16 protein-coding genes are annotated in these 24,817 nt (G+C 45.8%); 10 read left to right on the top strand and 6 right to left on the bottom strand.

Features of this window, described 5'->3' with window-relative positions:
• Window positions 1–49: 49 nt before the first annotated feature.
• The 3 genes from gluQRS to sfsA form a co-directional block, all read right to left on the bottom strand.
• Window positions 50–913 (bottom strand): tRNA glutamyl-Q(34) synthetase GluQRS, encoded by an 864-nt coding sequence (gluQRS, locus tag R7M92_RS11590; RefSeq protein ID WP_104975576.1) that lies wholly within the window; start codon window positions 911–913, stop codon window positions 50–52.
• A 95-nt stretch (window positions 914–1,008) separates the two neighbouring features.
• Window positions 1,009–1,455, bottom strand: coding sequence for an RNA polymerase-binding protein DksA (dksA, locus tag R7M92_RS11585; RefSeq protein WP_005386584.1), 447 nt, complete (start codon window positions 1,453–1,455; stop codon window positions 1,009–1,011).
• 136 nt (window positions 1,456–1,591) lie between these two features.
• Window positions 1,592–2,308, bottom strand: coding sequence for a DNA/RNA nuclease SfsA (gene sfsA / locus R7M92_RS11580; RefSeq protein WP_318133399.1), 717 nt, complete (start codon window positions 2,306–2,308; stop codon window positions 1,592–1,594).
• 66 nt (window positions 2,309–2,374) lie between these two features.
• Between sfsA and hrpB the strand changes: the two genes are divergently transcribed.
• The 10 genes from hrpB (at window position 2,375) to R7M92_RS11530 (ending at window position 18,701) form a co-directional block, all read left to right on the top strand.
• Window positions 2,375–4,843: an ATP-dependent helicase HrpB gene (gene hrpB, locus R7M92_RS11575; RefSeq protein ID WP_213901485.1), complete on the top strand. Its 2,469-nt coding sequence runs from the start codon at window positions 2,375–2,377 to the stop codon at window positions 4,841–4,843.
• Window positions 4,836–7,208, top strand: a complete 2,373-nt coding sequence (gene mrcB / locus R7M92_RS11570; protein ID WP_005380020.1) for a penicillin-binding protein 1B — start codon at window positions 4,836–4,838, stop codon at window positions 7,206–7,208. Before hrpB ends, mrcB begins: the two co-directional genes overlap by 8 nt.
• A gap of 122 nt (window positions 7,209–7,330) precedes the next feature.
• Window positions 7,331–9,661 carry a patatin-like phospholipase family protein gene (locus tag R7M92_RS11565; RefSeq protein ID WP_005380018.1) on the top strand — a complete coding sequence of 777 codons (2,331 nt, stop codon included), beginning with the start codon at window positions 7,331–7,333 and terminating at the stop codon, window positions 9,659–9,661.
• Between the two features lie 268 nt (window positions 9,662–9,929).
• Window positions 9,930–12,527 carry a bifunctional aconitate hydratase 2/2-methylisocitrate dehydratase gene (gene acnB, locus R7M92_RS11560; protein ID WP_318133396.1) on the top strand — a complete coding sequence of 866 codons (2,598 nt, stop codon included), beginning with the start codon at window positions 9,930–9,932 and terminating at the stop codon, window positions 12,525–12,527.
• Window positions 12,528–12,626: 99 nt separating this feature from the next.
• Window positions 12,627–12,995 (top strand): YacL family protein, encoded by a 369-nt coding sequence (locus R7M92_RS11555; RefSeq protein ID WP_054579081.1) that lies wholly within the window; start codon window positions 12,627–12,629, stop codon window positions 12,993–12,995.
• Window positions 12,996–13,183: 188 nt separating this feature from the next.
• The gene (locus R7M92_RS11550; RefSeq protein ID WP_005386570.1) at window positions 13,184–13,522 is read left to right on the top strand and encodes a P-II family nitrogen regulator; all 339 of its coding nucleotides are present in this window, start codon (window positions 13,184–13,186) and stop codon (window positions 13,520–13,522) included.
• A 27-nt stretch (window positions 13,523–13,549) separates the two neighbouring features.
• Window positions 13,550–14,779 carry an ammonium transporter gene (locus R7M92_RS11545; RefSeq protein ID WP_047102648.1) on the top strand — a complete coding sequence of 410 codons (1,230 nt, stop codon included), beginning with the start codon at window positions 13,550–13,552 and terminating at the stop codon, window positions 14,777–14,779.
• A 152-nt stretch (window positions 14,780–14,931) separates the two neighbouring features.
• Window positions 14,932–15,945 (top strand): Fe(3+) ABC transporter substrate-binding protein, encoded by a 1,014-nt coding sequence (locus tag R7M92_RS11540; protein WP_005386566.1) that lies wholly within the window; start codon window positions 14,932–14,934, stop codon window positions 15,943–15,945.
• A gap of 99 nt (window positions 15,946–16,044) precedes the next feature.
• Window positions 16,045–17,670 (top strand): ABC transporter permease, encoded by a 1,626-nt coding sequence (locus R7M92_RS11535; RefSeq protein WP_005386564.1) that lies wholly within the window; start codon window positions 16,045–16,047, stop codon window positions 17,668–17,670.
• The gene (locus tag R7M92_RS11530) at window positions 17,670–18,701 is read left to right on the top strand and encodes an ABC transporter ATP-binding protein (RefSeq protein WP_005380055.1); all 1,032 of its coding nucleotides are present in this window, start codon (window positions 17,670–17,672) and stop codon (window positions 18,699–18,701) included. The genes R7M92_RS11535 and R7M92_RS11530 overlap by 1 nt, the downstream gene beginning before the upstream one ends.
• Window positions 18,702–18,858: 157 nt before the next feature.
• Here R7M92_RS11530 and R7M92_RS11525 read toward each other — a convergent pair whose 3' ends face one another.
• The 3 genes from R7M92_RS11525 to R7M92_RS11515 form a co-directional block, all read right to left on the bottom strand.
• Entirely contained in the window at window positions 18,859–20,271 is a 1,413-nt protein-coding gene (locus R7M92_RS11525) for a phosphoglucomutase/phosphomannomutase family protein (protein WP_005380053.1), read from the bottom strand.
• Window positions 20,272–20,396: 125 nt separating this feature from the next.
• Complete coding sequence (locus R7M92_RS11520; protein ID WP_039984526.1) at window positions 20,397–22,805, bottom strand: GH36-type glycosyl hydrolase domain-containing protein; 2,409 nt, start codon at window positions 22,803–22,805, stop codon at window positions 20,397–20,399.
• 84 nt (window positions 22,806–22,889) lie between these two features.
• Window positions 22,890–24,809: a beta-N-acetylhexosaminidase gene (locus R7M92_RS11515; RefSeq protein ID WP_258656333.1), complete on the bottom strand. Its 1,920-nt coding sequence runs from the start codon at window positions 24,807–24,809 to the stop codon at window positions 22,890–22,892.
• Window positions 24,810–24,817 lie beyond the last annotated feature (8 nt).

Below are 24,817 nucleotides of genomic sequence, written 5' to 3'. Positions count from 1 at the left end.
TAGGGCCTAATTTGCGGCTAATGATAGCCTACACAATGCCATTTGAGAATCACGGTGTGATCTCGATCTCTGCTGGAAGCTGTTCCAAGCGCCAGTTTTCGCAGCCCCAACGAAGAATATCTTCTATGTTGGCCGCCCTTACGGTTTCAGGTATCTCGAAACCTAAAAATGTCATGGCGCGCAATAGAGTAGGTTTTGGTGTATCTATATCAATAGCCGTCGCGTGATTTTGTTTCGACAATTTATTGCCGTTGTTGTCCATCGCCAATGGTAAATGCAAGTAGCTAACTTCTGGCTGACCAAGTATTTGGTACAGGCTAATTTGACGCCCTGTCGGCTCGATTAAGTCTGCACCTCGCACGACTTCTGTGACGCCTTGGTCGATGTCGTCCAATACTACCGCAAGATTATAAGCAAATAATCCATCTCGACGTTTAATAATGAAATCTTCATTAACGAGTTGCTCTGGAATAGTAATGGTTCCCCGCTTTTGGTCGAGGAAATGAGCGACAGGCTTGGTCATTTTTAGGCGAATCGCGCCTTCTTTCAAGTTTTTATCGCGGCAAGTGCCAGGATAAAAACCGCCATGCTCTTTAATTTGCTTACGAGTACATTGGCAATAATAGGCTTCCCCATTTTCGAGCCATTTGTTTATTTGAGCTTGGTAAAGGTCGTGACGTTCGCTCTGGTATACCACTTCTCCATCCCAATGCAGCTGATAGGCCTTGAGTGCCTCTAGGATAAGTTGCGCTGCACCTGGCATTTCTCTTGGTGGGTCTAAGTCCTCAATACGTACTAACCAAGCTCCGTTTTGTGCTTTTGCTTGAAAATAACTGCCAAGAGCGGCAATCAGTGAACCAAAATGCAGTGGACCAGAAGGAGATGGGGCGAATCGACCTACATAGCGTGTCATGCGTGTATCTCGAATTTAGTAAACAAATAGGGTGCGAAGGTAGCCAAAACAAAAAGGGAGCCTGAGCTCCCTTCAACAATCATAATGCTGGGTGATTAACCTTGCATTTGCTTCTCTTTGATTTCTGCAAGTGTTTTACAGTCAATACAAAGGTCAGCGGTTGGACGTGCTTCAAGACGGCGAACGCCAATCTCTACGCCACAAGACTCACAGAAGCCAAAATCGTCTTCTTTGATTTTATCCAAAGTCTTTTCAATCTTCTTGATCAAACGGCGTTCGCGGTCACGGTTACGCAGTTCTAGGCTGAACTCTTCCTCTTGAGAGGCGCGGTCAACTGGATCTGGGAAGTTTGCTGCTTCGTCCTGCATGTGGTGAACAGTACGATCCACTTCAGCTCTTAGCTGGTCGCGCCAAGCTGTTAAGATTTTCGTAAAGTGTTCAACCTGCTCTGGTGACATGTACTCTTCACCAGGTTTTTCCTGATATGGCTCCACGCCGGCAATGGCTAGGATGCCTATCGTTTTCTTCTTTGATTCTGGCATACAGCATCTCCTACTTACACCTAGTCAACTGCTACGCAGTCAATTTAAGGCGGGTATCTATAGCAAAAAGAGGCGGTGCAAGCAAATACTGAATCGCAAAGTTATCGTCAATGTGAAGACGACATCATTTTTTCTCTTAATTGATAAAATCAATAGCGGAAATCAGCTTCATTCCAGTATCGCTCAGTTCAGCTTTGTAGCAGAGAACTTCCACTCCAGCGTCTTGTGCTTGTTTGAGTAATAGTGAATATTTCGCGTCTATATGGTGCGCCGCGGATACTTTTTCAATACCTGAATGTAAAACAGTGAATAAAAGTATGGCTCTACTTCCATTTTGTGCCATTTCTGTGAGCTCTCTCAGGTGTTTTTGTCCCCGAGTCGTGACCGCATCTGGGAAGTATCCTTGTCCAGTAGAGTCGGTCTCATCAAGAAGAGTGACGCTTTTCACTTCTATATAGCACTTTGGCTTGTCGACTGCGCTGAGCAAGATATCAATTCGGCTATTTTCATTGCCGTATTTCACCTCAGTTTGAAGTATGTCATAACCACAAAGCTCTGAAATGACATTATTTTCAATAGCCTCTACGGCTAATTGATTGGCGCGCGCGGTATTGATACAAATACGGTGGCCTTGTTCGGTTTCACTCAACTCCCAACTATTGGGGTATTTTCGTTTCGGGTTGTCGGAAGTAGAAAACCAAACCTTGTTTCCGGGCGTTGCACAACCCGTCATTGCACCTGTATTTGCGCAGTGGATTGTACGGATTTCACCAGTATCGAGCTCGATATCGGCAAGAAAGCGTTTATAACGTTTGAGTAGAGTGGCGGACTCTAAAGCGGGTGTGAAATGCATTTGCTTATTTAGACAAAAAATTTTTTATGTACAATGTTGCCACCATTACACCATAAGGTATTTTCTTTGTCACAATTGCCGATTGAAGCCGTGATGCCTGAGTTGCTGACGGCGGTCAAAAATCAACATCAAGTGATCTTAAAAGCGGCGCCTGGTGCCGGTAAGTCGACTTACTTCCCTTTGCAGTTACTCTTAAATCATTCGGTTGCTGGAAAAATCATCATGCTTGAGCCAAGACGACTCGCGGCGCGTAACATTGCCCGTTATCTTGCTGAGCAATTGGGAGAGCAAGTAGGTCAACGCGTGGGTTATCGAGTTCGTGGCGAGGCAAAGGTAAGTTCTGCAACGCAGCTGGAGGTCGTGACCGAAGGGATCATGACCAGGATGATCCAAACTGACCCTGAACTGGATGGGGTTGATCTACTGATCTTTGATGAGTTTCATGAACGCAGCATTCATGCCGATACCGCTTTGGCATTCAGTTTAGAAGTTCAAGAGGCATTGCGAGACGATCTCAAGCTGGTGGTAATGTCGGCAACGCTTGACCAACAAGCATTACAATCGTTGTTGCCAGAAGCCAGTTACATTGAATCTGAAGGGCGCAGCTTTGATGTTGCAATGCGCTACCAGCCGTTAGGTGTGAACGAGCATTTACCTACGAGTATGGCAACAACAATAGAAAGTCTTATGAACAAAGAGTCTGGATCTTTGTTAGCTTTCCTACCGGGTGTTGGTGCCATAAAACAAGTTGAAGAGCGGTTGTCTCATTTAGCGGATGATATCGACGTATGCCCACTTTATGGTCAACTGAGCTTTGCAGATCAACAAAAAGCGATTACGCCAGCAGAACAAGGTAAGCGTAAAGTCGTTCTAGCGACCAACATTGCAGAAACTTCACTAACGATTGAAGGCATTCGCCTCGTCGTTGATTCTGGGTTAGAGCGTATTGCCCGCTTTGATTTGAAAAACGGTTTAACACGCTTAGAGCAAACACGCATTGCACAGTCTTCAGCGATTCAGCGTGCAGGACGAGCGGGACGAATAGAAGAGGGCATTTGTGTTCGTCTTTATTCTGAAAACCAGTTCAAGCAGCAACCGCTGGTTCCCCAACCCGAAATTTTGCATTCCGATTTGGCTAGTTTAGTTATGGAGCTTGCCTTTTGGGGAGCGAGTGATATCCACGATCTAAAGTGGCTTGATGTTCCCGCTAATGCGTCATTGGAACAAGCGAAGCAGCTATTGGTGTCATTGGGACTACTGACGGAAAAAGGGCAATTAACGTCCGAAGGAAAACAGGCGCATGAACTAGGCGTTGAGCCTCGTGCGGCTGCGATGCTAATTAAAGCGCAATCTTACAGTGATAAGATGTTAAATGCTGCTTTGGCGGCGGTCGCACTGATTGAAGAGCCAGAGAGAAATGTTACCAATATCGCTTATAGCTTGCATCGTTGGCTTGTTGGTACTCATCCAAAAAAGTCGATGTTGTTCAAGCGTGCTCAATCTCTGGCGTACAAATTGGATACGGTATTTGACCTGAAAGGTGTGGATGAAGATGCATTACCGCTGGTGTTAAGTTTGGCATTTCCAGATCGCATTGCGCAGCAGCGCACAAATCAATTTGGGCGATTTACTTTGGCTAATGGTCATGGTGCAGAATGTCATCAGGAAGACATGCTAGGTGGCTGTGAGTATTTGGTTGCCGTTGACTTAATGCGTTCTCATTCTAATTCAAGTCAAATTCATTCGGCATGTGAATTGGATGTCAATATATTGCGAACGACCTTTGATACGCTATTTTCGTCTGAAGAAGTAGTGGACTGGGATGAAAAAAGAGGCCGTCTAATAGCTGAGCGACAAACAAAACTCGGTCTGCTGGTCGTTGAACGCGAGTCGTTGCCAAGCCCGGGCAAAGAAAAAATGACACAAGCTTTACTCACGTATGTCCGCCGCCAGGGCTTACAGAGTCTAAACTGGACACCGGCAGCGGAGAGCTTGTTGGCTCGGATTCGTTGTGCGGTGGAATGGTTACCTGAGCAGTCATGGCCAATGTTTGATGAAGCCAGTTTGCTGGATTCATTAGAGGAGTGGTTAGAGCCATACATGACGTCTGTCAGCTCGGTTAAAGACCTGAGCAAGATAAACTTGGTCGAAGCGCTTAATGCTCGATTAGGTTGGCCACTCAATCAACAACTGGATGAATGGTTACCTGAGCATTACCAACTGCCCACAGGTTCAAAGAAGCGTATCCGTTACCAATATGGCCACGAGCCGATATTATCGGTGCGTATGCAAGAAGTATTTGGGGAGAGTGGTTCCCCAACGGTGGCTCTTAGCCGCAAGCGTTTGGTGCTTGAACTGCTTTCACCGGCACAACGTCCATTGCAAGTAACGTCGGACTTGGCGGCTTTCTGGAACGGAAGCTACAAAGACGTTCAAAAAGAGATGAAAGGGCGCTACCCAAAACACGTTTGGCCAGATGATCCTGCCAATCATGTAGCAACAACGAAAACAAAAAGACAATTGAATAATGACTGACAGCAAGAAGCCTAGCGCGAAAAAAGCGCCAGCGAAGAAAAGTACAACCAATAAAGGAACCGCAAAACAGACTCGACGTACGCCGAGTAAAAAGCCGACTAACGAGAAACGTTCGTGGTTGAAAGTTCTGTGGTCGTTTAGCTGGAAAGCTGGCGTTGCACTTGCCGCTGTTTTGCTGTTTGTTGGGATTTACTTAGATAGTGTGGTGAAAGAACGCTTTGAAGGTCAGCTATTTGAGCTGCCAACAGTGGTTTATGCCCGTATCTTGAATCTAAGTCCTGGTGAGAATATCACTATCCAAGAGCTGCGCAACGAGCTAGATGTGTTGAATTACCGTAAAGTGAGTCAACCTCGTTACCCAGGCGAATATTCCTCTTCTTCCACTCGGATTGAATTGATTCGTCGTCCATTCGAGTTTGCCGATGGTCCCGAGCCGGATCGTCACATTATGCTGCATTTCTCTGATTCCGGCTTGCAACGTATTCAGTCTTTAGAATCTCGAGGAGACCTTGGTTACTTGCGCCTAGAACCGAAGATGTTGGGCATGCTGGAGAAAGACCGTGATGAACAGCGCCTTTTCTTACGTCGTGATCAGTTCCCTGAAATTTTGGTGGATGCACTGCTTGCGACCGAAGACCGGGATTTTTATCAACATGACGGGGTGTCACCGCTCGCGATTGCACGTGCATTGGTTGCGAACATTAAGGCGGGTCGTACTGTTCAAGGTGGTAGTACGCTGACTCAGCAATTGGCAAAAAACCTGTTTTTGACTCGTGATAAAACACTGTGGCGTAAAGTTCGAGAAGCGTATATCGCGCTAATTTTGGATTACCGTTACAGCAAAGATCGTATCTTAGAAGCCTACCTAAACGAAGTGTACCTAGGTCAAAGTGGAGGTGAAGCGATCCACGGGTTTGGCTTGGCGTCGCGTTACTATTTTGGGCAGCCAATCCAGGAGTTGCGAATCGATCAGCTGGCGATGTTAGTTGGGATGGTAAAAGGACCGTCTTACTACAACCCAATTCGTTACCCTGAGAGAACGAAAGAGCGTCGTGATCTCGTTCTGCGCCTGTTAATGCAGCAAAACATGTTGACTTCAGAGCAGTATGAACAAGCTGTAAGTCGTCCACTCGATACGCAAAGCAAGCCACGTATTGCGAGCCGTCAGCCAGCTTATTTCCAACAATTGAGTATTGAATTAAAAGAAAAAGTTGGGGAGCGATTTAAGGCAGAGACCGGACTGCGCGTATTTACGTCTCTGGACCCAGTATCGCAAAGCAAAATGGAACAAGCTATCGCGAAAAAGATCCCAGAACTAGCTAAACGGGGTGGTAAAGAGTTAGAAGCCGCAGCTGTGGCCGTTGATCGCCATAGTGGTGAAATCCGTGCGATGGTAGGTGGTAAACGTGTCGGTTATGAAGGCTTTAACCGCGCGCTCAATGCCAGTCGTCCGATTGGTTCTTTAGTGAAACCAGCGATTTACTTAACGGCTCTAGAACAACCGGATAAATACAACCTAGGCACGACGCTACACGACACGCCGTTAAGTCTGAAGAGCAGTAAAGGTAACGTGTGGACGCCGCGCAACTACGATAGAAAATATCGTGGTGATGTGCCACTTTACATTGCTTTAGCGAAATCACTTAACGTACCGACCGTGCGCTTAGGTATGGCACTTGGCATTCCTGAAGTCTCCAATACTTTAGAGCGTTTGGGCGTGAACAAAGACGAAATTCGCCCAGTGCCTTCGATGTTTTTGGGTTCGTTTTCTTTGACGCCATTCGAAGTTGCACAGATGTATCAGACTCTGACGAATTCAGGTAAGCGTGCAAAACTGACCGCTCTGCGCTCAGTCATGGATATGGAAGGTAATGTGCTGTATCAATCCTTGCCTCGTTCATCAAGAGCCGTGGATGAACAAGCTGCATGGCTAACGACCTACGCGATGAAACAAGGGGTTGCTCAAGGCACTGGCCGCTTCTTACAAAGCCAGTTTGGTTGGGCTGCATTGGCAGGAAAAACGGGTACCAGTAATGACAACCGCGATAGTTGGTTTGTCGGTGTTGATGGTCGTGAGGTGACGACAATTTGGCTAGGCCGCGACGATAATAAACCCGTGAATCTAACGGGGTCGAGTGGTGCATTACGAGTGTACGCAGAGTACTTGAAGCAGCGTATTCCTGAGCGCTTAGAGCTCCCATGGCCAAGAGAAATCACCACATTAGGGTTCAAGCCTACATCTGATGGAGGTTTAGAAATGAACTGCCGTAGTGATTACAAACTGCCGGTTTGGGATAAAACCGGTCAGATAAAGCAACAGTGTGAGAAGAAATCAAACTGGTTAAATAGCATATTTGATTGGTAGCATCGCCAAATCAACAACATTAGCTTGTTTATCTGATTAATTCTTAGTACATATTAGGGCGTGTTAGTACAGTACTGCTAGCACGCCCTACTTGATCAGATATTCAATAAAGGAAGAAGTGAATGTTCAAAAAGCTGTTATCAAGCCCATCGGTTCGCAACTTTGCGCTTTGGGTTAGTACCTTTTTGATGATCACTCCTTCTGTTTCCCTCGCAAACTCTCTAACAAAAACGGATGACTTGGAACCTCGACCAAAGGTGGCGGTTGTGCTCGCTGGTGGCGGAGCGAAGGGGGCGGCACACATTGGGGTTTTAAAAGCATTGGAAGAAATGCAGATCCCTGTCGATATTGTGACCGGTACCAGTATGGGCGCCTATGTGGGTGGGCTCTATGCCACGGGGATGAGTGCTGATGAAATTGAGAGTTTTATCTACACCGTCGATTGGGGCAGCGGTTATCGAGATCGTGTTGACCGTAGCCAACGTCGAGTTCGTGACAAAGAGTATGAAGACCGATATCAAATTAATACCGACCTCGGCTTAAGGTTCGGTGAGGTACGAGCACCAACGGGTGTGGTGCAAGGCCAGAACATGTTGCGAGTATTGCGTGAGACTACAGGGAACTTAGGGCGATTCGATTCTTTTGATGATCTTGCCATTCCTTATCGTTCTGTTGCGACTGATATTCTTGCCCTAGAAGAAGTCGTACTGGGCAATGGTTACCTTGTGGACGCCATGATGGCCAGCATGTCTGTACCAGGAGCGCTTCCTCCCTATAAGCTCAATGGCCATATGCTTGTTGATGGCGGCGTCGTCAATAACATGCCTGTCGATGTGGCTCGCGCCATGGGGGCTGATGTCGTTATTGCCGTCGATATTAGCACCGATTACAAAACCGAAGATGAATTTACGGGGCTGTTTACTGTCGCGGACCAACTCTCTAACTATCTCGTTCGTCGTAGTACACAACAGCAAGTGGACGAGCTTGAACCTCAAGATATTTATATTCGTCCCAATGTGGGCACCATGGAAACTGTCGAGTTCGACAAAATGCCTTGGGCTTTTCAAGCTGGGTACGATATTACCAAGCAGTTAAAAGACAAGCTGAAAGGGTTGCGCTTGTCCAATGCGGACTATCAAAAATACATCGATCGCAAACAAGAAGTTCGTAAAACTTTGATTTATGGCGATCAGCGTGTGGTTGATGACATAGTGATTGTTAATAACACGCACTACAGCGATGTGCTGTTGACGAATCGTATTGAATTAGAAACCGGACGTCGTATTTCAACGGCCGAAATTGAGAAAGCCGTTGAAAACCTCTACGCGTTAGATCGGTTCGAGCTCATCACTTATCACTTTGAAGAGGTGGATGGTGAGACATTGTTGGTTTTTGATGTTAACGAGAAGTCGTGGGGGCCTAATTATCTCAACTTCCGATTTTTTCTGGAAGATGACTTCGATACAGATAGCCAGTACGGCATAGGAATATCGACCAACTTTACCAATTTAAACTCTCATGGCGCGGAGTTGGCGTTCAACGTAGAAATGGGCACGGATAAGCTGATTGAAGCTGAGTTGTATTCCCCTGTTTTATCTAGCCAAGAACTTTTTGTATCGGGGCGAATTTCCTATGGTAGTGAGAGCCGAAACTTACCTTTAACAGAGCCTCAAGCACCAGATTTAGAGTCAGTAAATGACTTTTTTCCGGTCACTTACGATGATTTTACAACAGAGTTAGCGATAGGTATCCAACCCACATTGTGGCAAGAACTTCGATTTGGCGCTCGCTACTCTACCGGAGATATTGAGCTTTCTACTTTGGCTTCTGCTGGTAAATTGGATTTTGAACGTCGTGGCCTGTTTGCGAACTATCGCCTAGATACACTTGATGATTTCGCATTTCCGACTCGCGGGCTTTTAGTCGATCTCGAATATTTAGTGTCTCATGATCAAAGTCCTCAGGGCGTTAGCCTTTTAGAAACTGACAAAATTATTGAAGATACCGTGTATGAAATCTCTGCACGATTTAAAGGTGCAGTGAGTCATCAGCGTCATACTTTAGTCGGACATGCTGAATATAGTTTTGTAGAGAGTAAAAACTCATCTTTACCGCTTGATCCCAGAGAATTGGGCGGCTTCTTAAGCCTATCGGGAATCCCAAGAAATAGCCTGATCGGACAGAACTTATTTTTCAGCAGTTTGGTGTACCGATATAAGTGGTTTGATAATGATTTCGGATTGTTTGAAGCTCCAGTCTACCTGGGCGCATCGGTCGAATATGGCGGCGTTTGGTCTGATAATGATCTGAAACTAAACGAAGCGCCGCTTTACAATGCTGGCTCCATCTTCTTTGGTGTTGACTCACCAATAGGACCAATAATGTTGGCATACGGTCGTACCGAGCAAGATTTGGATGCTGTGTATTTGATCGTAGGAACATCGTTTAATTAATCGGGTATGAGAAAGCAAAAACTTGGCATATTTGGTCAAAATTAGCAGAACTTTAGTCGTAAGTTGCTATGTTGGTCAAAATGATAAGATTTTAATTTAAGGTTAAATTTGCTATTATTTTGCCCACAGTTTGGCCTCTACGGCGCTGTTTCTCAATCATAATTGAATGAAAACAAGGGCAATGGAGAGCCAAGTTTCCAAGGATGTTCACTCCTTTACTTTAACAATAGTAATAATAGAGGAGGAACCGCAATGAGAGGAAAAAGTCGTGCTTGAAGCCTACCGTAAACACGTCGAAGAGCGTGCTGCTGAAGGAGTTGTTCCTAAACCGCTAGACGCAGAACAAGTTGCTGGACTTGTAGAACTTCTGAAAAATCCCCCGCAAGGTGAAGAAAAAGTCATTCTTGACCTACTTGAAAACCGTATCCCTCCAGGTGTTGATGAAGCTGCTTATGTAAAAGCGGGTTTCCTAACAGCAGTAGCAAAAGGTGAAGTTAAATCACCATTAGTGAGTCGTGAAAAAGCGGCTGAACTGCTAGGCACTATGCAAGGTGGTTACAACATCGAACCGCTAGTTGAGCTATTGGGTGATGAAGCACTGGCAGAGATCGCAGTAAAAGCGCTGTCTCATACGCTGCTGATGTTTGATGCTTTCTATGACGTAGAAGAGAAAGCGAAAGCAGGCAATGCGCATGCACAGAAAGTACTTCAATCATGGGCTGATGCTGAGTGGTTCCTTTCTAAGCCTAAGCTTGAAGAAAAAGTCACTCTAACCGTATTTAAAGTAACAGGTGAAACGAACACGGATGACCTTTCACCTGCACCTGACGCTTGGTCTCGCCCTGATATCCCAGTACACGCACTGGCGATGCTTAAAAACGAGCGTGAAGGAATAAACCCTGATCAACCGGGTACTATTGGCCCGATCAAGCAAATTGAAGAGTTAAAAGACAAAGGCCATCAATTGGTTTACGTTGGTGATGTTGTTGGTACTGGCTCTTCACGTAAATCTGCAACCAACTCAGTGCTTTGGTTTATGGGTGATGATATCCCTTACGTTCCAAACAAACGAGCTGGTGGGTATGTGCTTGGTGGCAAAATTGCCCCTATCTTCTTTAACACAATGGAGGATGCTGGCGCACTACCAATTGAAGTTGACGTAACTAAGCTCAACATGGGCGATGTTATCGATGTTTACCCATATGAAGGTAAAGTTTGCAACCACGAAACTGGTGAGGTTCTAGCTGAGTTCTCGCTAAAAACAGAAGTACTGATTGATGAAGTTCGTGCTGGTGGTCGTATCCCATTGATCATCGGTCGTGGTTTGACAGACAAAGCGCGTCAATCGCTAGGTCTTGAGCCTTCGGATGTATTCCGTAAACCTGGTGAAATCGCAGATTCTGGCAAGGGTTACACGCTTGCACAGAAAATGGTTGGTAAAGCGTGTGGCGTAGAAGGCATTCGCCCTGGTACCTACTGTGAGCCGAAAATGACGACAGTAGGTTCGCAAGATACTACTGGCCCTATGACTCGTGATGAACTTAAAGACTTGGCGTGTCTCGGCTTCTCTGCTGATCTTGTCATGCAGTCTTTCTGTCACACATCGGCTTATCCAAAACCAGTAGACGTTAACACTCACCATACACTTCCGGACTTTATTATGAACCGCGGTGGTGTATCTCTTCGTCCTGGTGACGGTATTATCCACTCATGGCTAAACCGTATGCTGCTGCCGGATACTGTCGGTACGGGTGGTGACTCACATACTCGTTTCCCTCTGGGTATTTCATTCCCAGCTGGCTCGGGCTTGGTTGCCTTTGCAGCTGCGACAGGCGTTATGCCGCTAGACATGCCAGAGTCAATCTTGGTTCGTTTTAAAGGTGAAATGCAACCGGGTATCACACTGCGTGATCTTGTTCATGCCATCCCTTACTACGCGATTCAGCAAGGTCTACTAACGGTAGAAAAAGCGGGCAAGATCAACGAATTTTCTGGCCGTATCCTTGAGATTGAAGGCTTAGAAACGCTAACGGTTGAGCAAGCATTTGAGCTTTCTGATGCATCTGCAGAGCGTTCGGCGGCAGGTTGTACTGTGAAATTGTCTCAAGAGTCGATCGAAGAGTACTTAAACTCTAACATCGTGATGCTGAAGTGGATGATCTCTGAAGGCTACGGTGATCGCCGTACTATCGAGCGCCGCATTACTGCAATGCAAGAGTGGCTAGCAAACCCTGAGTTGATGCAAGCAGATAAAGACGCTGAATACGCACATGTGATTGAAATCGATATGGCTGAAATCAATGAGCCAGTACTATGTGCACCGAATGACCCAGATGACGCTCGTTTGTTGTCTGAAGTACAAGGCACAGCGATTGATGAAGTGTTCATCGGTTCTTGTATGACGAACATCGGTCACTTCCGCGCAGCAGGTAAATTGCTTGATAAGTTCAATGGCCAGTTAGCGACGCGCCTTTGGGTAGCGCCACCAACGAAGATGGATAAAGACCAGCTGATTGAAGAAGGCTACTACGGTATCTTCGGACGTGCAGGGGTGCGTATTGAAACGCCAGGGTGTTCACTTTGTATGGGTAACCAAGCGCGTGTTGCAGATAAATCAACAGTAATGTCGACTTCAACGCGTAACTTCCCGAACCGTCTGGGTACTGGTGCGAATGTTTACCTATCGTCAGCTGAGCTAGCTGCAGTAGGTGCAATCCTAGGTAAGATTCCAACCAAAGAAGAATACCTAGAATACGCGAAGCAAATCGACGCTACGGCAACGGATACGTACCGCTACTTGAACTTCCATAAAATGGATCAATACACCAAGAAAGCGGACGAAGTGATCTTCCAAGAACCAGCATAATCAGAAATGCACAATTCAAAAGCACCTCACATGAGGTGCTTTTTTTATGGGAGCAATTCGCTATACTCGCACCAAATTGATACGAAATAGGCAATCTCGGTGGAATTTGAATTCATTCGTAACACGTTGATGGGCGAGTACTACGTAAAATGTAGCATGGGACATGAGATTGTAGGGCGCTGGTTGCAAGAAGAAATTGGCAAAGATCCGATGAAGATTGCACAAGTTGAAAAGCTAATTGAGCGGTCATTTTTAGCGCCTTCTCAGGAGCATAACCTAACAGGCACGGAAATTAGCTTGATGATTCAGGGCGACGAAGTTCTTGTACAAGAAAACGCATTAGCCCATGAATATGATGTCGAGATGGAAAGTGAGTTCGACTTCTACAATGCAGAAAGTACAGCAAGTTGTGGGATAGAGGATTTCATGGCACTTATCGAACAGTGGAAAGACTTTTTGAACATTTAATGCACAGTTTTGGGTAACTTCTCTGCCGTAGCTTTAAATTTGTGAAAAGGGCGCACCGATATGGTGCGCTCTTTTTGTTTATAGATATGTAAATTGAGGTTAGCTTTTATTATTCAATAACTTAAAAACTTGGCACGTAGATTGGATTATAAGAAGTGTTTCAGGATGAAAGCTTCGGAGATAACTCAATGAAAATAATCAATGCCATTATTAAGCCGTTTAAATTAGACGATGTACGAGAAGCATTGGCTGATGTCGGTATCGAAGGGATGACAGTATCAGAAGTTAAAGGGTTCGGTCGTCAAAAAGGTCACACGGAATTGTACCGCGGTGCAGAGTATCAAGTCGATTTTCTACCAAAGGTGAAAATTGAAATCGCGACTCACGCAGACAATGTAGATCGCGTTGTTGAAGCAATTACAAAAGCTGCGCAAACCGGAAAAATCGGCGACGGTAAAATTTTTGTTTACGATCTGAACCAAGCGGTGCGTATCCGAACTGGCGAAATGGACGCAGAAGCACTTTAAGAATTCAAAGGATTGGAGATACTTATTATGGAATTAGCAACAACAGTAACCGAGTTACGTTACGCACTTGACACCTTTTTCTTCCTCATTTCCGGTGCGTTGGTAATGTGGATGGCAGCAGGCTTTGCGATGCTAGAGGCTGGCCTTGTGCGCTCTAAAAACACAACAGAAATTCTTACGAAGAACATCTGTTTGTACGCCATCGCATGTACGATGTTTCTGATTGTCGGTTATAACATCATGTATGTCGATAATGGAGAAGGAGGCTGGTTACCTTCATTTGGTACGTTAATTGGTACTCAAGGTGAAGGGGCCGACCACTCTTTAGAGTCTGACTTCTTCTTCCAAGTTGTCTTCGTTGCAACTGCCATGTCTGTCGTTTCTGGTGCGGTAGCTGAGCGCATGAAGCTTTGGTCTTTCTTGATTTTCTCTGCGATTTTAACTGCGTTTATCTATCCAATGGAAGGTTACTGGACATGGGGTGGAGGCTTCCTAGCAGAAGCTGGATTTAGTGACTTTGCGGGTTCTGGTATCGTACATATGGCAGGTGCTTCTGCCGCTCTTGCTGGTGTGTTACTGCTTGGCGCGCGTAAGGGTAAGTACGGTAAAAATGGTGAAATTTATCCGATTCCAGGTTCTAACATGCCTTTGGCAACGTTGGGTACTTTTATCCTTTGGTTTGGCTGGTTTGGATTTAACGGTGGTTCTCAGTTGATGGTTTCAGATTTTGAGAATGCTACAGCGGTAGGTCAGATCTTTCTAAACACTAACGCAGCAGCGGCTGCCGGTGCAATTGCGGCGCTATTCGTTTGTAAAACTACTTGGGGTAAAGCCGATTTAACGATGATTCTCAATGGCGCGCTAGCTGGCTTGGTTGCCATCACTGCAGACCCTCTATCGCCATCACCACTGTACGCGGTTGCGATTGGTGCGGTGTCGGGTGCACTAGTAGTATTCAGTATCATTGCTCTAGATAAACTTAAAATTGACGATCCAGTAGGTGCTATCTCAGTTCACGGTGTGTGTGGTTTCTTCGGCCTAATGGTAGTGCCACTGAGCAACGGTGATGCAACGTTTGGTGCACAGCTTTTAGGTGCCGTAGTTATCTTTGCTTGGGTATTTGGTGCCAGCCTAGTTGTGTGGGCAATCTTGAAAGCAACCGTTGGGATTCGCGTTACAGAAGATGAAGAAATGGAAGGTATGGACATGCATGATTGTGGTGTTGGTGCTTACCCAGAGTTTGTTACGGTGAAATAATCATTAGCTTGTAATAAATGGTTACACACTTAACACAATAAAACCTGCTCCGATGAGCAGGTTTTTTAATATTCGTCATTGTCTTCTTATTGAACATACATATAATAACGCAACTGATAAACGTTATCATTAGCATGGTAAAGGATTAAACAATGAAAAAACTGCTAACTCTTTCAGCACTAACTTGCGCTACTCTAGCTCCAACAGCAATGGCTGCTGAAGAAGTGAACGTCTACTCTTACCGTCAACCTTTCCTAGTTGAACCTATGTTCAATGAGTTCACTAAAGAAACTGGCATCAAAGTAAACGTAAAATTTGCTAAAAAAGGCTTAGCAGAAAAGCTAGCTCAAGAAGGTGAGTACAGCCCTGCTGACGTTATTCTTACGACAGACATCAGCCGTCTAGCTGAACTGACAAACAAAGGTTTAGTTCAGAAAGTCGATAGCAAAATCATTGAAGAAAACGTACCTGCTCAATACCAAGATAAAGAGAATGAGTGGTTTGCTCTAACTCTACGTTCTCGTAGCGTTTATTCATCACGTGATCGCGTAGGTAAACTAGGCGCAGATTTCAACTACGCAGACTTAGCTAAGCCAGAGTTCAAAGGTAAAATTTGTACTCGTAGCGGTAAGCACCCGTACAACGTTTCTCTAGTTTCAGCAATGATTGCTCACAATGGCGAAGCAGAAACCAAAGAGTGGTTGGAAGGCGTGAAAGCAAACCTTGCTCGCAAACCACAAGGCAACGACCGTGCACAAGTTAAAGCGATCAAAGAAGGCCTATGTGATGTTTCTCTGGGTAACAGCTACTACCTAGGTAAAATGGTTAACGACAAAGAGCAAAAGGCTTGGGCTGATGCAGTTTACATCAACTTCCCTAACCAAGAGACTACAGGCACTCACGTGAATATCTCTGGTATGGCGATGGCGAAGTACTCTCCAAACAAAGACAATGCTGTGAAGCTAATGGAATTCCTAACGGGTGACAAAGCGCAGCAAATGTACGCAGAAGTTAACTATGAGTACCCAGTTAAAGAAGGCGTGAAGCGTTCTGAGCTTGTGGAATCTTGGGGTGACTTTAAAGCAGACAAGCTTTCTCTAGACGATATTGCAGCCAACCACGAAGCGGCAATTAAGCTATTAGACGAAGTGAAATTTGACCTTTAATTCCTTGTGGGGGTATAACAGTACCCCCATTTGATTAAAGGATATGAGATGTATTTGCAACAGCATTTGTATTTCATACAGCCTTGCAGTAATTAGGCGATGAAAGATAAACACTCTTTATGGAAAACCAGTAGTGGGGTAATAACTCTGCTACTGGTTTTGCCGATCTTAGCGATCTTCTACACCGCGATTGGTGAAACGGATGATTTGTTTGCTCATTTAATGGCAACGGTCATGCCGACTTATATTTTTAACACGGTTGCGCTAACTGTTGGCGTAATGGTGCTGTCCTTAATTCTTGGTATTCCAAGCGCTTGGATAATGGCCATGTGTAAACTGCCGACCGAAAAATGGTTGCAGTGGGCATTGGTACTACCTCTTGCAATGCCAGGTTATATCATTGGTTATATTTTTACTGATTGGTTTGATTTTGCAGGCCCGATTCAGATCTTTTTGCGTGATGTAACCGGATGGGGACCTGGCGAGTATTGGTTCCCTGACATTCGTACGTTGCCTGGTGCGACCTTTGTGTTGGCTTTGGTGTTGTATCCTTACGTGTATTTATTGTGCCGGGCTGCGTTTATGGAGCAAAATGTCTCTTTATTGCAAAGCGCGCGTTTGCTCAAGTGCTCTCCATGGGAAAGTTTTTGGCGCATCTCGATGCCGTTAGTAAGACCCTCTATCGCAGTGGGTTTATCATTGGTCGCAATGGAGACCATTGGTGACTTTGGTACGGTAAGTTACTTCGCGGTGAATACGTTAACCACAGCGGTCTACGATACTTGGTTGGGGTACTCTAATCTTAATGCGGCAGCCAAGATTTCTGCCATGATGCTCGTCATTGTAGTACTGCTTCTTAGTGCCGAACGATACAGCCGACGTAAACAAAAGCTTTTTCAAAGCCAATTTAACAGTCACGAAGATTTTCGTTACGAGTTGACGGGCTGGAAAAAGTGGACCGCACTAGTTTGGTGCTGGGGCTTGGTTTCGGTCGCGTTTATTTTGCCGCTACTACAGCTGATTGATTATGCGATCACTTATTTTGCACAGAGTTGGACCTCAGAGTTTCGTGAATACGCATGGAATAGCTTAGTTGTGTCTGTTATTGCTGCGATTATTGGTGTTGCTGTCGCACTGATCGTTAACTTTACCCATCGAGTCAATGGTAAACGAGAAAGCTTGGCATTTATGCGTCTTTCTTCTATGGGCTATGCAGTACCAGGAACGGTACTAGCCATCGGTGTGATGGTCGCTGTGCTGTTTATGGATCATCGTGTCAACGACGTTGCTAAAGCCATGGAGTGGGGAAGGCCGGGACTTATCTTTTCTGGTTCCATGTTCGCACTAGTATTTGCCATGGTTGTGCGCTTTTCCGCGGTAGCGATTGGTAGTATCGAAAGTAATTTAAATAAAATTTCTCCGTCGTTAGATATGGCATCGCGCACTATGGGTTGTAAGCCCAATGCCATGCTGTGGCGCGTGCACTTTCCGCTGGTTAAGCGCGGTGCACTGATTGCGGCTTTATTAGTGTTTATCGAGTCAATGAAAGAGCTCAATGCAGCTTTGTTACTTCGTCCGTTTAACTTTGAAACACTAGCCACATACGTTTATAACTTCGCCTCGGATGAGCATTTAGAATTGGCCGCTTTACCAGCGGTCCTGTTGGTTCTTGTTGGGTTGATCCCGCTTGTTGTTGTTAACCGTTCACTGGAGCAAAATCACTGATGAGCTGTGCATTATCAATTAAAAACCTAACGTGCCAATATGATGATCAAACCGTACTCGAATCATTGTCTCTTGAGGTAGAACAAGGGCAGATTGTCTGTTTGCTAGGAGCTAGTGGCTGTGGGAAAACAACACTATTAAAGGCCGTTGCGGGATTATTGCCGTTAACGTCAGGCGAAATGAGTCTAAATTGCGTCACAATTGATGATGGGGAAAACTGGTTGCCGCCAGAACAGCGTAATATAGGGATGATTTTCCAAGATTACGCACTTTTTCCTCACTTGACGGTGGAGCAAAACATTGCCTTTGGCTTAAAGCAGTGCTCGACAAAAGAGAAAAATGCCAAAGTTCAAGAGATGTTAGAACTCGTGCATCTTCAAGGTTATGGCGATCGTTATCCTCATCAATTGTCTGGTGGACAGCAGCAGCGTGTTGCGATTGCTCGCTCATTAGCTTACAGCCCAGACTTACTGTTACTGGATGAACCGTTTTCTAATATTGATACGCAAGTTCGCCATGAGTTGATAAGTGAGATCCGTAAGATTTTTAAGGCCCAAGGTGTGACTGCCATTTTTGTTACGCATAGCCGTGAAGAGGCTTTTGCTTTCGCCGATAAAATGGCAGTGATGAACAATGGAGTCATCGAGCAATATGGCACAGCATCTGAGCTTTACTACCAACCTTCAAGTAAATTTGTCGCTGATTTCTTAGGTGGTGGCAGTTACCTTGCTGCTAAACGAGTTTCGAATTCAGAATATGAAACCCACTTGGGCGTGGTTGAAGCCACGGCTCAACAAGATATTCCAGTACAGGCGGAGTGCTCTTTACTGCTAAGACCGCAGCATGTACAAATTCAATCCGATGAAGATAGTTCGGTAACCGTATTGGAACAGCATTTTATGGGTGATCACTGCCGTTATGTGATTAACGCGAATGGTGACCGTTTGTTAGCTACAGCTTCGCAAGCATTAAATATAGGTGAGTCCGTCGCGGTGAAAATTGAAACGCAAGGCGTCCTGGCATTTGCTTAACGCTCCTGAGTATCTTTGCTATCTCGTTTACGACTTTCCAACATACAATAAAAAAGCCCGGCTGTGGAGCCGGGCAAGTGCTCTTCTCCTGTTGATGAGCGCCTTTTCAGACAGCGTTGACTCTCATCATAGTGCTCGAAGCGGGCACAAGGTTCAGTTATAAAGACAAGAAGTCTTTAAACTGTTGAAGAACACGTTCCGCAGTGTCCTTATCTTGCATCTCTGCAAAAATTCGTAGCAGTGGCTCAGTGCCAGAGAAGCGAGCGATGATCCAACCGCCGTTCTTGAAGTAGACTTTCGCACCATCTTCATAGCTGACTTTTTCGATTTCAAACTCGAACTCAGGCAACTGCTTTTCAACATAAATCTTGTTGAACAGTACGTCTTTTTGCGCTGGTTTGAACTTGCAATCGCCTTCTGCCATGTAGGCATAGCCGTACTTGCCGTAGATTTCATCCAGCAACTCAGACAGCTTCTTGCCGGTTACTGAAATCATTTCTACCAATAGGCTTGATGCGAATACGCCGTCTTTACCTTTGATGTGGCCGCGAATGGTTAGGCCACCAGAGCTTTCCCCGCCAATCAGTGAGTCATCCGCTTCCATTTGGGAGCTGATGTGCTTAAAGCCTACAGGAACCTCAAAGCATTTCTCGCCATGATCTTCGGCGACTTTATCGAGAAGGTGGGTGGTTGCGATGTTACGTACCACGGAGCCTTTCCAGCCTTTGTATTCAAGTAGGTAGTAGTAAAGCAGCAGTAGCACTTCATTTGGATGAATGAAGTTACCTTTTTCGTCGATAATACCAAGACGGTCCGCATCGCCATCAGTACCGATGCCAATATCGTAACCTTGCTCTTTCACTAGGTGCATCAAACGGTAGAGTGTTGCAGCGCTTGGCGAAGGCATTAACCCACCGAAGTCTGGGTTTTTGCCATCGTTAATCACATCAACGTCACAGCGGCCGTTGATTAATACGGTTTGCAGTGCGTTTTTCGCGACACCAAACATTGGGTCGATCAAAACACGTAAATTCGCCTTCTTGATCGCTCCGATGTCGATAAAGTCGATGATTGAGTCAACGAATTCGTTCATCGGATTGATGATTTCAATCAGCTTATCTTCAACCGCTTGTTCAAAGTCGACGCTTTTTACATCTTGCGCAGTGAGCGCGTCTATTTGTGATTCGATTTTTTGGGTGATGATTTCATCTGCGTCACGACCACCTTCAATGAAGACTTTAATGCCGTTGTAATCGGCAGGGTTGTGTGATGCGGTAATACATGCCGAGTATGCGCAGCCCATTTCTTTCGCTTTAAACATTACGATAGGTGTTGGGACAAATTTGTCGATAAAGCTAACCATAATGCCGTTTGCTGCTAGAACTTCAGCGAACCAACGACCTGCTTTATCGGAAAGAAAACGACGGTCATAGCCAATCACAAAACCGCGATCAGCAACCGATTCGTTATTCGTGATGTTTGCAACTGCTTGGGCAACCAAGCGTACGTTATCTTTGGTGAACTCCTCACCAATAAATGCACGCCAACCGCCTGTACCAAATTTGATCATGATTCGATCCTCGATAAGAGCGGCATCCCACCGCGTCTTAAATCTTTGCTAGCGAACCGATGCACTTCTCAAACTCAAGTGCATCGGATAAATCAAAAGGGGAAAAGCTCTCCCCCAAAAGATGATTAACCTAGAGTAACGATAACTTCGTTTACTGAACCTTCCGCTTGAACTGGTACAGAGGCACCATTCACCGCTTCACCGTTCACAGTAATCGACTTAACGCCTTTGCTTACTGAGTCTGGGTTAACGACTTTGATGTTGTACGTTGCACCTAGCCATTGACGAGTCACTTCGAAACCAGGCCAGTTCGTTGGGATACATGGATCGATAGTTAGGCCATCGAAGCCTGTACGCACACCAAGGATAAAGTTGGTAACAGCGAAGTAAGCCCAGCCAGATGTACCTGTTAACCATGGGTGGTTTGCACGACCGTGGTCTTGGTGGTCACGACCCATGATGAACTGCACATAGGAGTACGGTTCTGCGATACGTTTTTCGATGATGTCGTTCTGGTTGTATGGGTTTAGTGCATCGTAGAACTTCATTGCACGATCACCACGACCCAGTTTCGCTTCAGCTACCCAAGCCCATGGGTTTGGATGCGAGAAGATCGCCCCGTTCTCTTTTACGCCTTGGTAAACACGAGTTACGAAGCCGATATCATCATTCGGTGTTGCAAAAGATGGTGAGTTTAGGTGAAGGCCGTATTCAGAGAATAGGTTCTCATCGACAGCGTCCATCGCTTTTTCGCCGCGCTCTTGAGATACCGCACCAGAAAGTACCGCAAGTGTGTTTGACTCTAGGTGTACTCGGCCTTCCGCTTGTTGCGCAGTACCGATCTTGTCGCCATTCTTCGTCAGACCACGGATGTACCAACCGCCTTCGTCATCCCAAAGGTGGGTTTCACACGCTTCACGAACGTTTGCTGCCATCACCGTGTATTTTTCAACGTCGGCTTCCTTACCTAGGTATTTCGCTAGGTCGATGAACTCCTGCAGTGCCCAGAAATGTAGGAACGACACCATTGAAGATTCGCCACCACCTAGGTTCAGACAGTCGTTCCAGTCTGCACGCAGACCTTTACAGATACCGGTTTGACCTACGTATTCAGCCGAGAAGTCTAGTGCGGCTTTCATGTGGTCATAAACCGTTGCATCGCCACCGTCGGCGTAAGGGATCACTTCGTCAAAGAAGCTGTGCTCACCGGTTTCCATCACGTACTTACAGATGGTTGGAACTAGCCATAGGTGGTCATCAGAACAGGTGTCTTCGATGCCGTGAATCTTGTCTTCATCAGACGGTGTTGGAACCACGGTTGGGGATTTCGATGGTTTAACGTCAGCTTTTTCTGGATCGAACCAATCTGGATCAAATAGGTGTAGACCGTAGCCCGCTTTTACTTGGCCGCGCAGTAGGTCAACGATACGTTTGCGCGTCATTGCTGGGTTAGCGTGAGGAACTGAGATTGCATCTTGCGCTGTATCGCGGTAACCAAGACCAGTACGGCCTCCCACCTCGATGAATGAAGCAAAGCGAGACCACACCACACACGTTTCCGCTTGGTATAACGTCCAAGCGTTGATCATGGTATCTAGACCTTCGTTTGGTGATTTCACTTGGAACTTGCCACAACGCTCATCCCAGTGTGCTTTGATACCCGCAAATGCGTTGTCGACTTCTGCAAGGTCTTGGTACTTAGCACGCAGACGCTCTCCGTTGCCTTTACCGATACCGAGAATGTAAGCAAAGCGAACTTCTTCACCCGGCTGAATAGTAAATTGCTTATGCAAAGAGCCACAGTGGTTGTAACAAGTTTGCGCTGTATTGAAACACTTACCTTGTTCTACCGCTAACGGGTTTGCTTCGTCACGGTATAGGCCTAGGAAGCTGTCACGTTGGCCGTCGTATGAATCTGGGTCAAATGTTGAAGCTAGGTAGTAGAAGCCTTCGAAATCGTTGGTGTTGTAGTACAGGTCGTACTCTATCACGCCTTCGTTGTAAGCCGTACCTGCCGAGTACAGAGACATCTGATGGTTTTGGTTATCAGATTGAATGTGGCTGAATGAGAACTCAACAAATGAGAATGCACTGATCGTACGTGGTTTGTCAGAGGTGTTTTTAATCACTACATCCCAGATTTCAGCGTCTTCGCCTTTTGGCACGAACAGAGTTTTTGTTGCGGTAATACCGCTGTATTCACATTTGAACTTAGAGTAAGACAAGCCGTGACGAACTTCGTAGTTTGCTTCGTCTAGGCTCTTCGCAACTGGTTGCCAAGAGATTGACCAGTAATCACCTGTCTCATCATCACGCAAGTAAACGTAGTGTCCTGGGCGATCGAATGTCGCATTTGGACGGAATTTAGTAACACGGTTGTATTCTGGAGAGTTGTAGAACGAGTAGCCACCCGCGTTGTGCGAGATAACCGTACAGAACTTCTCAGTACCTAGGTAGTTGGTCCATGGTGCTGGTACGTCAGGGCGAGTGATGACGTATTCGCGATTCTCGTTATCGAAATAGCCGTATTTCATTTGTGTCTTTCCTTTTTACGAAGCTGCATCAGCAGCCAAAATTTAAAAACTCTTCAAGCGTGATGTTTCGACATCAGTTTTGTATTACTTCCACGGTTTACGGTAATTCACTCCCTGCAAATCAAGCAGAGGTAGATGGCCTTTCAAGCGTGATAAATAGTCGGTCCAATCTCGGTGTTGTTTGTCTGTCCAACATGCTTCTGCCATTGCAGTTAAACGAGGGAAGATCATGTAGTCCATGCGAGGTTGGTTATTGATAATTTCGCACCATAATGCTGTTTGAATGCCCCAAATGCGCTTACGTATTGGGTCGTCAGCAGGCACTTCAGCGAGCGGCTCGTAGTTGTAAGCTTTTTCTAGTGGCAGTGGGTTTGCCCAGTCCACGCCCGGTTCTTCAGGTGCGTAGTCTTGGGTCATATCTAGGTAAGTGGTTTGTGCTGGTTGCAGCACCACATCAAAGCCTTGGCGAGCACAGTTCAATGCCGCTTCTTCGCTTAGCCATGAGTAGATCACCGTATCTTTACTGACTTTGTCGCCGTGTTGAGCTTCTTCCCAGCCCAGCATGCGTTTGCCCAATTTACGAAGTTTGTCTTCGGCATAACGCAAGAAGTGTCCTTGCAAATCTTTGTAGTCGCTGTAACCCAGTTGTTCCATTAGTGCTTGGCATGCTGGGCTTTTTGACCATACGCCGTTAGGTACTTCGTCGGCACCAATATGAACGTAAGGTGCAGGAAAAAGCGCAGAGACTTCTTCTAGCACTTTGTCGATAAATTCATAGCTCCCCGGCAGAGCAGGGTTAATGACGTTGTCGTTGTAATGCTGAATACTGCGGTATTCGGTGGTATCTTCCGCTTCTACCAATAGGTGTGGTAACGACTTGATGGCGGCTCGGCAATGACCAGGTACATCAATTTCAGGAATGATGGTGATGCCGCGTTGCGATGCAAATTCGATAACGTCTTTGATGTCTTCTTGTGTGTAGAAGCCGCCGTAACGTTCATCAAAGTGCGTGTACTGTGGTTCATTGATCTCATCCAATCCGCGCCAAGCACCAATATCGGTCAGTTGAGGCAGTGATTTGATTTCAATTCGCCAACCCTCATCGTCGGTAAGATGCCAATGGAACGTATTGAACTTGTAATGAGCCAGTTGGTTGATCAAGCGTTTGACTTGCTTAACGGAGTGAAAATGACGAGCACAATCCAGCATCATACCGCGGTAACGAAAACGTGGCCTGTCCTTGATTGAACAGCAAACTACTTCCATTGAGTTAGGTTGATCGCCAACTTTGATTAGTTGTAATAACGTTGCACAAGCATGGGTAAAACCAGACGAAGATCCTGCTTCAATTTTGATTGACTCTTCGGCTACTTTCAGTTTGTAAGCGCCTTCATCCAAGGTTGGGTTGCCTTTGAAGATGATCTGACTGCCATTGTCTGATGCGAACTCAAATTGGTGAATGCGCTTAAGCTCATCAAGTAGCCATTCTTTAGCTGAATTGGCCAGGCTTGAATAAACCGCGACGCCAGCATGATGATCAAAGCTAAAATAGTGATCGCTGACCTCAATATGGTTTGGTTTTGGCAGCAAGGGCTGTGCATGGGTTAAACTTGCAGGAATCTCACTGCGTTCACGGTATGGTGAAGCTAATACGATAGGCGTGACATCCACTTGTGCGCGCTGTGGGTTTCCATCAACGACAAAGTTGATCATCGCTTCGTTAAAGCCATCCGAGTAATAACGGAATGGGTTCGAACCAATACTGAATTCACAGTAATAGTGATGGTTGGCAGCCAGTACCAGCCCTTCTGGCTTAAGTGTGCAAAAACTACCAATTTGAGTCAGTTGACCATTTGAAACGCTGTCTGGAAGAATGTAACGATCGAAAGCGAAAGTTAAGCTCCAGCTGTTTAGGTCTTGGTCGCTCAAGTTATGAAAGGTGAGGCCAAAGCGGCAGTTTTGTTTCTGCTCAGAAAGGACTACGAGATCAACACGATATTCCATATCTACTC

This window comes from Vibrio sp. Vb2880 (assembly GCF_033337975.1).
GTDB lineage: Bacteria > Pseudomonadota > Gammaproteobacteria > Enterobacterales > Vibrionaceae > Vibrio > Vibrio alginolyticus.
This window is presented reverse-complemented; position numbering and strand designations above follow the sequence as displayed.

Coding starts and splice junctions, on each gene's coding strand:
- gluQRS (WP_104975576.1), bottom strand. CDS start 913: ATGACACGCTATGTAGGTCGATTCGCCCCATCTCCTTCTGGTCCACTG.
- dksA (WP_005386584.1), bottom strand. CDS start 1,455: ATGCCAGAATCAAAGAAGAAAACGATAGGCATCCTAGCCATTGCCGGC.
- sfsA (WP_318133399.1), bottom strand. CDS start 2,308: ATGCATTTCACACCCGCTTTAGAGTCCGCCACTCTACTCAAACGTTAT.
- mrcB (WP_005380020.1), top strand. CDS start 4,836: ATGACTGACAGCAAGAAGCCTAGCGCGAAAAAAGCGCCAGCGAAGAAA.
- R7M92_RS11565 (WP_005380018.1), top strand. CDS start 7,331: ATGTTCAAAAAGCTGTTATCAAGCCCATCGGTTCGCAACTTTGCGCTT.
- R7M92_RS11550 (WP_005386570.1), top strand. CDS start 13,184: ATGAAAATAATCAATGCCATTATTAAGCCGTTTAAATTAGACGATGTA.
- R7M92_RS11545 (WP_047102648.1), top strand. CDS start 13,550: ATGGAATTAGCAACAACAGTAACCGAGTTACGTTACGCACTTGACACC.
- R7M92_RS11540 (WP_005386566.1), top strand. CDS start 14,932: ATGAAAAAACTGCTAACTCTTTCAGCACTAACTTGCGCTACTCTAGCT.
- R7M92_RS11535 (WP_005386564.1), top strand. CDS start 16,045: ATGAAAGATAAACACTCTTTATGGAAAACCAGTAGTGGGGTAATAACT.
- R7M92_RS11530 (WP_005380055.1), top strand. CDS start 17,670: ATGAGCTGTGCATTATCAATTAAAAACCTAACGTGCCAATATGATGAT.
- R7M92_RS11525 (WP_005380053.1), bottom strand. CDS start 20,271: ATGATCAAATTTGGTACAGGCGGTTGGCGTGCATTTATTGGTGAGGAG.
- R7M92_RS11520 (WP_039984526.1), bottom strand. CDS start 22,805: ATGAAATACGGCTATTTCGATAACGAGAATCGCGAATACGTCATCACT.
- R7M92_RS11515 (WP_258656333.1), bottom strand. CDS start 24,809: ATGGAATATCGTGTTGATCTCGTAGTCCTTTCTGAGCAGAAACAAAAC.